Genomic DNA, 12,056 nt, shown 5'->3' with positions numbered 1-12,056 from the left:
GCTCCCGATAGCGGTAGGTCAGTCAATACTTCAGGTACCGACCCACCGCTATCGGGAGCAAGCCCCCTCCCACATTTTGATCCGGTTTATTCAGTTGCTCAGCAGCATCCGCTCTTCGCCGACTTCCTCGGCATAGCGGGCAACGACCTTCTGGCACAGCCCGACAATCTCCTCCACCAACTCCACCCCCACACGCCACGACACCACCACCTGCAGGTTAGGCAGTTTCTGCGCCATCGATAACATTACCAATTCCCCGCGCGCCAGTTCCTCACTGACCAGCACCGGCGGCAGTGCGCCAATGCCGAATCCGTCGCGCAACAACCGTGTAATCGCCGACACCGAATTCACACAGTTCATCCTTGGCGCGGCCACGCCGTTGGCCTGCATCAGGCTCAGCACATCCTGATGTGGGTGCGAGTTTTTCGAGTAGGTGATGATCCGCTCCTGAGCCAGTTCGGCGAGGGAGGCGTAGTCGCGGTTATAGATCGATTGGCTGGCGACGATCCAGGCCATGGGATGGCTGCACAGTTCCAGGCTGCGCACGGTTTCCAGGCGCAGCAGGTCGGTTTGCAGGATCAGGTCAAGGAAGCCTTTTTGCAGCTGATCGCTGAGGTTAAGCGCGGTATCAGCGACCAATTCGATTTCGACCAAGGGGAAATGGTCCATCAGTTCCGCCACCAACGGGCTCAGCCAAGTGTGAATCACCGTGTCCATCGCGCCGATCCGAATGCGCCCGACCTTGCTGCTGGTGGTCTCCAGGGACTGCTTCAGGCCCCGCATGGTCACCATCATCTGCTCGGCATAATCGAGCACCTTCAAGCCTTCCGGGGTCAGGCTTACGCCTCGAGAATCACGCAAAAACAGTTTCACCCCCAGCTCGCTTTCCAGCACGGCGATGCGGCTGGAGATCGAGGCCTGGGTGGTGAACAGCTTCTCGGCAGTCAGGCGAAAGCTCTTGAGCTTGGCCACCCAGACGAAGGTTTCGAGGAACTTCAAATTCATGGGATCAACTTTTTCTTATGCATGGATCGGTTTTTATTAGTTGGACGCCGTACCGGGCAAGCGCCAAAAATCGAGCGTATTCCACGATGAGCGTCGTGGGGGTGTCAGGACAGGTTGCACGTTCTGCGTTAAAAATCCCACACTGCAAAAAAATAAGTCCTACAGGAGCGCCAGACCGTGAGCCGTCTTTTACTGAATTGCGATATCGGCGAAAGCTTTGGTAACTGGACCATGGGTCTGGACGCCGAGGTCATGCCGTTCATTGATTGCGCCAACGTGGCCTGCGGCTTTCATGCCGGCGACCCAAGCATCATGCGCAAAACTGTTAGCTTGGCGCTCAAGCATGGCGTGCAGGTGGGGGCGCACCCGGCATACCAGGATTTGCAAGGCTTCGGCCGCCGTTCCATGGCCTATTCCCCTCAGGAAATCCAGGATCTGCTGCACTACCAGATCGGCGCCCTCGACGGCATTTGCCGTGCCCAAGGCGGCCGCGTCAGCTACGTCAAACCCCATGGCGCGATGTACAACGACATGATGGCCAACCCGAAGCAACTGCGTGCGGTCATCGAGGCGGTGGCCGCTTATGGTGACTTGCCGCTGATGTTGCTGGCCACTCGCGATAACAGCGCAGCCCAGGCATTGGGCGATGAGTATGGCGTGACCCTGTGGTTTGAAGCATTCGCCGACCGCGCCTACGACAATAACGGCCACTTGGTTTCCCGCCAGTTACCCGGCGCTGTGCACCACGACGCCGAAACGATCATCCAGCAAGCCCTGACCATTTCTCGTGGCGAACCGTTGACGGCCAGCGACGGCAGCGCCCTCGTACTAAACGCCAATACCCTGTGCGTGCATGGCGACAACGCCAGTTCAATTGCTGCCGTGCAGCGTATCCGCGAGGCATTGAAGCCAGCATGAAGCCGCGGATTGAAGTGGTGGCCATCGACTGCCTGATGGTGCGTCTGTTCGATGCGATTGCAGAAGCCAACATGCCGTGGATGCTCGCCGCAGCGCAACGCTTGCGAGAAGGCTTCGGCGCTGCATTGGTGGATCTGGTGCCGTCCTATACCACCTTGATGGTGCATTACGACCTCATCGCGCTGAGCCCTGCCCAGGCCCGAGAGCTGATCGACCACGCCCTCACCGACTTGCAGCCGCAGGCTCAGGGAAGCGGTCAATGCCATGTGCTGCCGGTGTGGTACGACCTGAGCGTCGGCCCGGAGCTGACTTTACTCAGCCAGCGCAGTGGCCTGGCCGTCGACGACGTGATCCGTCTCCACAGCGCCCACGAATATCAGGTGTTCGCCCTTGGCTTTGCCCCCGGTTTTGCCTTTATGGGGTTGGTGGATGAAGTCCTCGCCAGCCCACGCCTCAGCACACCGCGCAAACGCGTGGCGGCTGGCAGTGTGGGGATCGCCGAGCGCCAAACGGCTGCTTACCCAGTGGTTTCTCCGGGTGGCTGGAACCTGATCGGTCGCACCCCCGCCAACCTGTTCGACCGCGCGCGAGACGGCTACAGCCTTATGCAACCTGGCGACACGGTGCGCTTCGAAGCGGTCAGTCGTGCCGAATTTATCAACCTGGGTGGCGATGACACGCCTTTGGAGGCGCAGGCATGAGCCGCTTGATCATCGAGGCCAGCACGCCGCTGTGCCTGTTGCAGGACGCCGGTCGTTTTGGCGTACGCCACCTGGGCGTGACCCAAGGCGGCGCGCTGGATTGGGTGTCGATGTCGTGGGCCAATTGGCTGCTGGGCAATGCGCTGGACTCACCGGTGGTGGAAATCACCCTCGGCGGCTTTACCGTGCAGGCCGAGGAGTATTGCCTGCTGGCCTTGGCCGGTGCGGACCTGGGCGCGTATGTCGATGAGCGCCCTATCAGTCCGGGACGCAGTTTTATCCTGCAAAAAGGCCAGCGTTTGCGCTTTACCCAGCCGTTCAACGGTGCGCGGGCGTATCTGGCGGCACCCGGCGGGTTTGATGCGCCGGATGTGCTGGGCAGTTGTGCGACGGTGGTGCGAGAAGAATTGGGTGGGCTGGACGGTTTCGGCAAGGCGTTGGCCGAGGGTGGGCGGTTGGGTTATTCCGGGACGGGCGGCGCGATGAAAGTGCTGAGCGCACAGGCGTTGCCCGCCAAGGCGCCGCTGGATGTGATCGTCGGCGCACAAATCGGCCAGTTCAGCGGCCAGAGCCTGTTCGATGCTTTCAATACCGATTGGGCCCTGGACAGTCGCGCCGACCGCATGGGCATGCGCTTGCTCGGTACGCCGTTGCGGTACCAAGGGCCGTCGCTGATTTCCGAAGGTATCCCGTTGGGTGGCATCCAGGTGCCGCCGGATGGGCAGCCGATTGTGTTGCTCAATGATCGGCAGACCATTGGCGGTTATCCGCGTCTGGGGGCGTTGACGCCTTTGTCGCTGGCGCGACTGGCGCAGTGTTTACCGGGAGAAAAGGTGAGGTTGGTACCGGTGGTCCAGGAAACGGCGCATCGGCAGCATGTCGAATATTTGCGCCGATTTACATAACACCGCAATTTAAAATGTGGGAGGGGGCTTGCTCCCGATGACGATGGTTCAGTCACTGATGTGTTGACTGAAACACGGCTATCGGGAGCAAGTCGAATCGTCGCACCTCCCCTCCCACATTAGATCTCCTGCATTATTTGGCTCGGCGTTTATTTGGAGAGCAAGCGCATCCCTTCTTCCAGCCCGCGCAATGTCAGCGGATACATCTGATCCTCCACCAACTCCCGCACAATCCCCGTTGACGCGGTGTAACCCCACGTATCCTTGGGATACGGGTTTATCCAGATCAGCTTTTTGTACTTGGCCATGAAGCGCTGCATCCACACATACCCCGGCTCTTCGTTCCAGTGCTCCACGCTGCCGCCAGCCTGGGTGATTTCATACGGCGCCATCGACGCATCGCCGATAAAGATCACTTTGTAGTCGGCGCCGTACTTGTGCAGCAGGTCTTGAGTGGAAGTGCGCTCCGAGGTGCGGCGCTGGTTGTTCTTCCACACCGACTCGTACACGAAGTTATGGAAGTAGAAATATTCCAAGTGCTTGAACTCGGTCTTGCAGGCCGAGAACAGCTCTTCGCAGATCTTCACGTGGGCGTCCATCGAGCCGCCTATATCGAACAGCAGCAACAACTTGATGGTGTTGCGCCGTTCCGGGCGCATCTGGATATTCAGCAAACCGGCGTCGCGGGCGGTGTGGTCGATGGTGCCGTCGATGTCCAGCTCTTCGGCCGCACCCTGGCGCGCGAACTTGCGCAGGCGGCGCAGGGCGATCTTGATATTGCGCGTGCCCAGCTCAACCTGGTCGTCGAGGTTTTTGTACTCGCGCTGGTCCCAGACCTTCACCGCCTTCCCCTGGCGCTTGCCGGCGTCGCCGACGCGAATGCCTTCGGGGTTGTAGCCGCCGGAGCCGAACGGGCTGGTGCCGCCGGTGCCGATCCATTTGTTGCCGCCGGCATGGCGTTCTTTCTGTTCTTCCAGGCGCTTTTTGAATTCCTCGATCAGCTTGTCGAGGCCACCAAGGGATTGGATCTGCGCGCGTTCTTCATCGCTCAGCGAACGCTCGAATTCCTTGCGCAGCCAGTCTTCGGGGATCAGCGCCTGCAAATGGTCGTCGAGCTTTTCCAGGCCGTTGAAATAGGCACCAAACGCGCGGTCGAACTTGTCGAAATGCCGCTCGTCCTTGACCAAGATCGCCCGGGCCAAGTAGTAGAACTCGTCCATGTCGGCGAAGGTCACGCGCTGCTTGAGCGCGTTGATCAGGTCGAGCAGCTCGCGCACGGACACCGGCACCTTGGCTGCGCGCATCTCGTTGAACAGGTTGAGCAACATTAGCGATTACCGCGACGGCTCATGAACGCCAGACGCTCCAGCAGTTGCACGTCTTGCTCATTCTTGACCAAGGCACCGGCCAGCGGCGGGATGGCTTTGGTCGGATCGCGCTCGCGCAGCACCGCTTCGCCGATGTTGTCGGCCATCAGCAGCTTGAGCCAGTCCACCAGTTCGGAGGTGGATGGCTTTTTCTTCAGGCCCGGTACTTTGCGCACGTCGAAGAACACGTCCAACGCTTCGCTGACCAGGTCCTTCTTGATGTCGGGGTAGTGCACATCCACGATCTTTTGCAGGGTGGTGCGGTCGGGGAAGGCGATGTAGTGAAAGAAGCAGCGGCGCAGGAACGCGTCCGGCAGCTCTTTTTCGTTGTTGGAGGTAATGATGATGATCGGGCGTTTCTTGGCCTTGATGGTCTCGTCGATTTCGTAGACGTAGAACTCCATCTTGTCGAGTTCTTGCAGCAGGTCGTTGGGGAACTCGATGTCGGCCTTGTCGATTTCATCGATCAGCAGGATCACCCGTTCTTCGGATTCGAACGCTTCCCACAACTTGCCTTTTTTCAGGTAGTTGCGCACGTCGTGCACCTTGTCCACGCCCAACTGCGAGTCACGCAGGCGGCTGACCGCGTCGTACTCGTACAAGCCCTGATGGGCCTTGGTGGTGGATTTGATGTGCCAGGTGATCAGCTTGGCGCCGAAGGATTCGGCCAGTTGCTCGGCGAGCATGGTCTTGCCGGTGCCCGGTTCGCCCTTGACCAGCAACGGCCGCTCCAGGGTGATGGCGGCGTTGACGGCCAGTTTCAGGTCATCGGTAGCCACATAGGCCTGGGTGCCTTCGAACTTCATCGGTGTTTCCTCGCATTCATCAATGCCGGGACTATACCGCGCAGCCCCGGCGACTGTGAACGCAGACGGGTTATTCAGTCTCTGAATGACCAATGTGGGAGGGGGCTTGCCCCTCCCATATTTTAATCTGCGCTGGGTTTGGGCTGTTCATAGCGCGCATTGAACGCCTGGATAAAACCATTGCGCAAAATCGCTAAAAACGCAGAGAACGCGCTGGCATCCTTCTGATGCACGCTGCCACTGAGTTCGACGCGGGTGGCAAATTGGTTTTTCTGTTGGTTCTTGAGCACGGTCTCGCTCGCACCCACCACGGCCTCCCAGATCGAACGGAAAATGTTCTTGTCCTTGTTCTCCACGTCTTGCTGCCAGTCAAACACCTGCACATCCCTTAGCAGCGGTTTGATATAGCCAGTCAGTTGGCCTTTTTCGGCCTGGGCTTCGATGACTACATCGCCGGTGCCGGCCTTGAAGTCGAACTTACCGTAGGCCGAGGCAAAGTCATTCATGCGCTTGAGTTGCAGGTCTTTGGCGCGGAAACGAAATTCGAAGTTCTCAAAATTGCTCAGCGGGTCGAAGGTGGCGCTGGCTTCCAGCGGGGCCTGGCCTTGCAGCAGGGCTTTGCCGTCGAAGCGGGCGTCGCGCTTGCCTTTGACGTCGACGACGTTTGTCAGGTTATAGAAGCTGGCGTTGACGTTGGTCGCGTCGATCTTCACCACGGGTTTGGAACTGAAGTTATGGAAGGCAATCTTGCCCTCTTCGATACGCACTTCATCAAGGGTGATCGGCGCCAGCTTGCTCAACTGCTCGCGCCAGTCGGTGCCCTTACCGGTCTGGGACGCCTGCTTGTTAGCGCCGCCGTCGACGAAATTCACTTCAGGCTCGATAAAACGCATTTTGGCGACCACTGCATGGTCGTACCACAGCGAATGCCAGCTCACCGCCAGGTCGATCAGCGGCGCCTTGACGAACGGTACCGGCACTTTGCCGTCGACCTTGATGATCTCAAGGCCGTTAATCCGGTAGGCGCCGCGCCACAGCGCCAGGTCCACGTCGGTAATTCGGCCTCGGTAATCGCCCATGTCGGCGAGCTTGTCATTCAGATAATTACGCACTAAGTAGGGCAGGGCGATGCTTAAGGCAACCATGACCACCAGCAATCCGGCGACGGTCCATAGTGGCCAGCTGTAGCGACGTTTCATCGGGCAGTTCTCCTTGCAGGTAAAACATGGACTGCCGTGAGCCGAGCAACGTTCCTCTGACTGGACGCTTTGCAGTACGAGGCATACCCTTATTGCCTTCTTGAAATTGCCTATAGGACCCGTCATGAGCCGCATTTTTGCAGACAACGCGCACTCCATCGGTAACACGCCCCTGGTGCAGATCAACCGGATCGCCCCCCGTGGCGTGACCATCCTGGCCAAGATCGAAGGGCGTAATCCGGGTTACTCGGTGAAGTGCCGCATTGGCGCAAACATGATCTGGGACGCAGAAAGCACCGGCAAACTCAAACCGGGCATGACCATTGTCGAACCCACATCTGGCAACACCGGCATCGGCCTGGCGTTTGTCGCCGCCGCCCGTGGTTACAAGCTGCTGCTGACCATGCCGGCGTCGATGAGCATCGAGCGCCGCAAGGTGCTCAAGGCGCTGGGCGCCGAGTTGGTCCTGACCGAGCCGGCCAAAGGCATGAAAGGCGCTATCGAAAAGGCCGGCGAAATCGTCGCCAACGATCCAGCCAACTACTTTATGCCGGGCCAGTTTGAAAACCCGGCGAACCCCGAGATCCACGAGAAAACCACCGGTCCGGAAATCTGGAACGACACCGACGGCGCGGTCGATGTGCTGGTAGCGGGCGTGGGCACCGGCGGCACCATTACCGGTGTGTCGCGCTATATCAAGAACATAGCGGGCAAGCCGATTCTGTCGGTGGCGGTGGAGCCGATTGTGTCGCCGGTGATCACCCAGGCGCTCGCCGGTGAAGAAATCAAGCCCAGCCCGCATAAGATCCAGGGCATCGGCGCCGGCTTTGTGCCGAAAAACCTCGATCTTTCGATGGTTGACCGCGTCGAGTTGGTGACCGACGACGAATCCAAGGCCATGGCACGGCGCCTGATGCAGGAAGAGGGAATTCTGTGCGGTATTTCCTGTGGCGCAGCAATGGCCGTGGCCGTGCGCCTGGCCGAGAAGCCGGAAATGCAGGGCAAGACCATCGTGGTGATCCTGCCGGACTCCGGCGAGCGCTACCTGTCGAGCATGCTATTCAGCGATTTGTTTACCGAGCAGGAAAACCAGGCCTGATGAGCGTTTGGGGTTGATGTGTGTCAGCCCCGTTACCCTGGGCCTTCTGCATACTGGCCCAACTGTTTATCATGGCTGGCTGCTACGTCTGGTTTCCCCGTGACGGGAAGTTGTTGGCCAGACGCTTATTTCCAGGAGTTGCTGCATGACCTTTTCTTTGGCCGCCAAACTGTCGGTGTTGCTGCTGTTTATCGGTAGCACGCTGTATGTACACCTGCGCGGCAAGGCCCGTTTACCGATGTTGCGCCAGTTCGTTAACCATTCGGCGCTGTTCGCCCCCTATAACGCCTTGATGTACCTGTTCTCGGCCGTGCCGTCCAAACCTTACCTGGACCGCAGCAAGTTTCCGGAACTGGACGTGCTCAAGGACAACTGGGAAGTGATCCGCGAAGAGGCCATGCACCTGTTCGACGAGGGTTACATTCGCGCCGCCGAAAAGAACAACGACGCCGGTTTCGGTTCGTTCTTCAAAAAGGGTTGGAAGCGTTTCTACCTCAAGTGGTACGACAAACCCCTGCCATCGGCCGAGGCGCTGTGCCCGAAAACCGTGGCCTTGGTGAGCAGCATTCCTAACGTCAAAGGGGCGATGTTTGCGTTGTTGCCGGGCGGCAGCCACCTCAACCCGCACCGTGACCCGTTTGCCGGTTCCCTGCGTTATCACTTGGGCTTGTCCACGCCGAACTCCGACGACTGCCGCATCTTCGTCGACGGCCAGGTGTATGCCTGGCGTGACGGTGAGGACGTGATGTTCGACGAAACGTACGTGCACTGGGTGAAGAACGAAACCGAGAAGACACGCGTGATCCTGTTCTGCGACATCGAGCGCCCGCTGAGTAATCGCGTGATGACCCGCGTCAACCGTTGGGTCAGCAAGCAACTGGGCCGCGCCACCGCGCCGCAGAACCTGGATGACGAGCGCGTCGGCGGCATCAACCAGGCGTATGCCTGGAGCAAGACCTTCAGTGACAAGTTCAGTGGTGTGGTCAAACAGTGGAAGCGCAAGCATCCAAAGGCTTACCGCATTGCGCGGCCGGTGCTGGCGGTAGTGGTGCTGGTCTTGTTGTGGAAGTGGCTGTTCGGCTGATCTGAAGCGTTAAACGCGGTCAAAGTGTGGGAGGGGGCTTGCTCCCGATGGCGGTATGTCAGTCAAAACATCTATGACTGATCCACCGCTATCGGGAGCAAGTCGAATCGTCGCACCGCCCCTCCCACATTAGTTCTCCATTGCTTTTGAGATCGCCTTACGACGCAATCAACTGCCGCAGCACATAGTGCAAAATCCCCCCCGACTTGAAGTATTCCACTTCATTCAAGGTGTCGATCCGGCACAGCACGTCGACCTTCTCGCGGCTGCCATCCTCGCGGGTAATCACCAGCGTCAGGTTCATCCGCGGCACGATCTCCACCTCGCTCAGCCCGAGAATATCGATCTTCTCCTTGCCCGTGAGCTTCAGCGCCTTGCGGTTCTGATCCAGCTTGAACTGCAATGGCAACACACCCATGCCCACCAGATTGGAACGGTGGATCCGCTCGAAGCTTTCGGCGATCACCGCCTTGACCCCCAGCAGGTTGGTGCCTTTGGCCGCCCAGTCACGGCTGGATCCGGTGCCATACTCTTGACCTGCAATGACCACCAGCGGCGTGCCCGAAGCCTGGTATTTCATTGACGCATCGTAAATCGGCATCTTCTCGCCGGTGGGGATGTACAGCGTGTTGCCGCCTTCTTCGCCACCGAGCATTTCATTGCGGATGCGGATATTGGCAAACGTGCCGCGCATCATCACTTCATGGTTACCGCGGCGTGAGCCGTAGGAGTTGAAGTCCCGCGGTTCGACGCCTTGCTCGCGCAGGTAGCGGCCAGCGGGGCTGTCGACCTTGATATTGCCGGCGGGGGAAATGTGGTCGGTGGTGACTGAGTCGCCCAGCATCGCCAGCACGTTGGCGCCCATGACGTCTTTGATCACCGGCAACGGGCCGTCGATGTCCTCGAAGAAGGGTGGATGCTGGATATAGGTGGAATCCTTCTGCCACACGTACGTCGCGGCCTGTGGCACGTCAATGGCCTGCCACTGCTCGTCGCCGGCAAACACCTCGGCGTATTCCTTATGGAACATGCTGGTGCTGACCTGCGCCACGGCGTCGGCAATTTCTTTGCTGCTTGGCCAAATGTCCTTGAGGTAGACCGGGTTTCCGTCCTGATCGTTACCCAACGGCTCGCTGCTGATATCGATGCGCACGGTGCCAGCCAGCGCATAGGCGACCACCAGCGGCGGCGATGCCAGCCAGTTGGTTTTCACCAATGGGTGCACGCGGCCTTCGAAGTTACGGTTGCCGGACAGTACCGAGGCCACGGCGAGGTCGGCCTTCTGGATGGCTTTTTCAATCGGCTCGGGCAATGGCCCGGAGTTGCCGATGCAGGTGGTGCAGCCATAGCCCACCAGATCAAAGCCGAGGGTGTCCAAGTATTGAGTGAGGCCTGCCGCCTTGTAGTAGTCGGTGACCACCTTGGAGCCGGGAGCCAGTGAGGTCTTCACCCACGGTTTGCGCGTGAGGCCTTTTTCCACGGCTTTTTTCGCCACCAGCCCGGCGGCCATCATTACGCTGGGGTTGGACGTGTTGGTGCAGGAGGTGATGGCGGCGATCACCACCGCGCCGTTTTTCAGCCGATAGGTCGTGCCTTCGTACTCGTAGTCTGCTTCGCCCACCAGGTCGGCGTTGCCCACGGCCACACCACCGCCGCCTTCACTTTCCAGGCGGCCTTCTTCCTTGTTGGTGGGTTTGAATTGCAGGTCGAGGAAGTCGCTGAAGGCCTGGCCGACGTTGGGCAGGGCTACACGGTCCTGTGGACGTTTAGGCCCGGCGAGGCTCGCTTCGACGCTGCCCATGTCAAGGGCCAGGCTGTCGGTGAACACCGGTTCCTGACCGGCATTGCGCCATAAGCCTTGGGCCTTGGTGTAAGCCTCGACCAGTTTCACGGTTTGCGCCGGACGACCGGACAAACGCAGATAATCCAGGGTGACGTCATCCACCGGGAAAAATCCGCAGGTGGCGCCATATTCCGGGGCCATGTTGGCGATGGTAGCGCGGTCGGCCAAGGGCAGATCGGCCAGGCCGTCGCCGTAGAACTCGACAAATTTACCCACCACGCCTTTTTTGCGCAGCATCTGGGTCACGGTCAGCACCAGGTCGGTGGCGGTGATGCCTTCCTTGAGTTTACCGGTGAGCTTGAAGCCGATTACTTCCGGGATCAGCATCGACACCGGCTGGCCGAGCATCGCCGCTTCCGCTTCGATGCCGCCCACGCCCCAGCCCAGTACGCCGAGGCCATTGATCATGGTGGTGTGGGAGTCCGTGCCGACCAATGTGTCGGGGAAGGCGTAGGTGCGGCCGTCCTCGTCCTTGGTCCAGACGGTGCGGCCCAGGTATTCCAGGTTGACCTGGTGGCAGATGCCGGTCCCCGGCGGCACCACGCTGAAGTTGTCGAAGGCGCTCTGGCCCCAGCGCAGGAAGGCGTAGCGTTCGCCATTGCGCTGCATCTCGATATCGACGTTTTCTTCGAAGGCGTCGGCATTGCCGAACTTGTCGACCATTACCGAGTGGTCGATCACCAGGTCCACGGGGGAGAGCGGATTGATGCGCTGCGGGTCGCCCCCGGCCTTGGCCACGGCGGCGCGCATGGCGGCCAGGTCGACTACGGCGGGTACACCGGTGAAGTCCTGCATCAGCACGCGGGCGGGGCGGTACTGGATCTCACGGTCGGACTGGCGCTCTTTGAGCCAGGCGGCAATGGCCTTGAGGTCTGCGCCGGTGACGGTCTTGTTGTCTTCCCAGCGCAGCAGGTTTTCCAGCAGCACCTTGAGCGACATCGGCAGCTTATCCAGGTCGCCCAGGCTCTTGGCGGCTTCGGGCAGGCTGAAATAGTGGTAGGTCTTGTCGTCGATTTCTAAAGTTTTAAGGGTTCTCAGGCTATCAAGGGATGACATTACATGACTCCTTATGGTCCGCACGGCTACGGACCTGACGGGACGAACAGAGCTTTAAAACTAGCGCTGTTTT

Annotated in this window: 10 protein-coding genes; 5 read left to right on the top strand and 5 right to left on the bottom strand. The window is 59.5% G+C overall.

Going from position 1 to position 12,056, the window contains the following annotated elements; translation table 11 throughout:
- Nucleotides 1-90 precede the first annotated feature (90 nt).
- Entirely contained in the window at nucleotides 91-1,005 is a 915-nt protein-coding gene (locus tag G9Q84_RS20235; RefSeq protein ID WP_181643981.1) for a LysR family transcriptional regulator, read from the bottom strand.
- A gap of 177 nt (nucleotides 1,006-1,182) precedes the next feature.
- Here G9Q84_RS20235 and G9Q84_RS20230 point away from each other — a divergent pair, with 177 nt between their 5' ends.
- Genes G9Q84_RS20230 through G9Q84_RS20220 form a run of 3 tightly spaced genes read left to right on the top strand, consistent with a single transcriptional unit; the run spans nucleotide 1,183 to nucleotide 3,529 of the window.
- Nucleotides 1,183-1,923, top strand: coding sequence for a 5-oxoprolinase subunit PxpA (locus tag G9Q84_RS20230; protein WP_181643980.1), 741 nt, complete (start codon nucleotides 1,183-1,185; stop codon nucleotides 1,921-1,923).
- A complete protein-coding gene (gene pxpB, locus G9Q84_RS20225) occupies nucleotides 1,920-2,624 on the top strand; it encodes a 5-oxoprolinase subunit PxpB (RefSeq protein ID WP_181643979.1) in 705 nt (234 codons plus the stop codon). Before G9Q84_RS20230 ends, pxpB begins: the two co-directional genes overlap by 4 nt.
- The gene (locus G9Q84_RS20220) at nucleotides 2,621-3,529 is read left to right on the top strand and encodes a 5-oxoprolinase subunit C family protein (RefSeq protein ID WP_181643978.1); all 909 of its coding nucleotides are present in this window, start codon (nucleotides 2,621-2,623) and stop codon (nucleotides 3,527-3,529) included. The genes pxpB and G9Q84_RS20220 overlap by 4 nt, the downstream gene beginning before the upstream one ends.
- Before the next feature lie 149 nt (nucleotides 3,530-3,678).
- On the opposite strand, the gene G9Q84_RS20215 is transcribed toward G9Q84_RS20220, so the two are convergent.
- The 3 genes from G9Q84_RS20215 to G9Q84_RS20205 all read right to left on the bottom strand — a co-directional run bounded on the left by G9Q84_RS20215 (nucleotide 3,679) and on the right by G9Q84_RS20205 (nucleotide 6,901).
- Nucleotides 3,679-4,857, bottom strand: a complete 1,179-nt coding sequence (locus tag G9Q84_RS20215) for a vWA domain-containing protein (protein WP_181643977.1) — start codon at nucleotides 4,855-4,857, stop codon at nucleotides 3,679-3,681.
- On the bottom strand, nucleotides 4,857-5,702 hold the full coding sequence (locus tag G9Q84_RS20210) for an AAA family ATPase (RefSeq protein ID WP_003210690.1): 846 nt from the start codon (nucleotides 5,700-5,702) through the stop codon (nucleotides 4,857-4,859). The genes G9Q84_RS20215 and G9Q84_RS20210 overlap by 1 nt, the downstream gene beginning before the upstream one ends.
- Before the next feature lie 122 nt (nucleotides 5,703-5,824).
- Nucleotides 5,825-6,901 carry a DUF748 domain-containing protein gene (locus tag G9Q84_RS20205; RefSeq protein WP_122755744.1) on the bottom strand — a complete coding sequence of 359 codons (1,077 nt, stop codon included), beginning with the start codon at nucleotides 6,899-6,901 and terminating at the stop codon, nucleotides 5,825-5,827.
- A 124-nt stretch (nucleotides 6,902-7,025) separates the two neighbouring features.
- On the opposite strand from G9Q84_RS20205, the gene cysK reads away from it, so the two are divergent.
- Nucleotides 7,026-8,000 (top strand): cysteine synthase A, encoded by a 975-nt coding sequence (cysK, locus tag G9Q84_RS20200; RefSeq protein WP_122764924.1) that lies wholly within the window; start codon nucleotides 7,026-7,028, stop codon nucleotides 7,998-8,000.
- Nucleotides 8,001-8,145: 145 nt separating this feature from the next.
- Nucleotides 8,146-9,084, top strand: coding sequence for an aspartyl/asparaginyl beta-hydroxylase domain-containing protein (locus tag G9Q84_RS20195; RefSeq protein ID WP_032888770.1), 939 nt, complete (start codon nucleotides 8,146-8,148; stop codon nucleotides 9,082-9,084).
- A gap of 157 nt (nucleotides 9,085-9,241) precedes the next feature.
- Here G9Q84_RS20195 and acnA read toward each other — a convergent pair whose 3' ends face one another.
- The gene (gene acnA, locus G9Q84_RS20190) at nucleotides 9,242-11,983 is read right to left on the bottom strand and encodes an aconitate hydratase AcnA (RefSeq protein WP_181643976.1); all 2,742 of its coding nucleotides are present in this window, start codon (nucleotides 11,981-11,983) and stop codon (nucleotides 9,242-9,244) included.
- Nucleotides 11,984-12,056 lie beyond the last annotated feature (73 nt).

The sequence above is a fragment of the Pseudomonas sivasensis genome (assembly GCF_013778505.1).
Classification (GTDB): Bacteria; Pseudomonadota; Gammaproteobacteria; order Pseudomonadales; family Pseudomonadaceae; genus Aquipseudomonas; species Aquipseudomonas sivasensis.
This window is presented reverse-complemented; position numbering and strand designations above follow the sequence as displayed.

What these genes read in the sequence shown, in the direction of transcription:
- G9Q84_RS20235 (WP_181643981.1), bottom strand. Translation starts at nt 1,005, where the DNA reads ATGAATTTGAAGTTCCTCGAAACCTTCGTCTGGGTGGCCAAGCTCAAG.
- pxpB (WP_181643979.1), top strand. Translation starts at nt 1,920, where the DNA reads ATGAAGCCGCGGATTGAAGTGGTGGCCATCGACTGCCTGATGGTGCGT.
- G9Q84_RS20220 (WP_181643978.1), top strand. Translation starts at nt 2,621, where the DNA reads ATGAGCCGCTTGATCATCGAGGCCAGCACGCCGCTGTGCCTGTTGCAG.
- G9Q84_RS20215 (WP_181643977.1), bottom strand. Translation starts at nt 4,857, where the DNA reads ATGTTGCTCAACCTGTTCAACGAGATGCGCGCAGCCAAGGTGCCGGTG.
- G9Q84_RS20210 (WP_003210690.1), bottom strand. Translation starts at nt 5,702, where the DNA reads ATGAAGTTCGAAGGCACCCAGGCCTATGTGGCTACCGATGACCTGAAA.
- G9Q84_RS20205 (WP_122755744.1), bottom strand. Translation starts at nt 6,901, where the DNA reads ATGAAACGTCGCTACAGCTGGCCACTATGGACCGTCGCCGGATTGCTG.
- cysK (WP_122764924.1), top strand. Translation starts at nt 7,026, where the DNA reads ATGAGCCGCATTTTTGCAGACAACGCGCACTCCATCGGTAACACGCCC.
- G9Q84_RS20195 (WP_032888770.1), top strand. Translation starts at nt 8,146, where the DNA reads ATGACCTTTTCTTTGGCCGCCAAACTGTCGGTGTTGCTGCTGTTTATC.
- acnA (WP_181643976.1), bottom strand. Translation starts at nt 11,983, where the DNA reads ATGTCATCCCTTGATAGCCTGAGAACCCTTAAAACTTTAGAAATCGAC.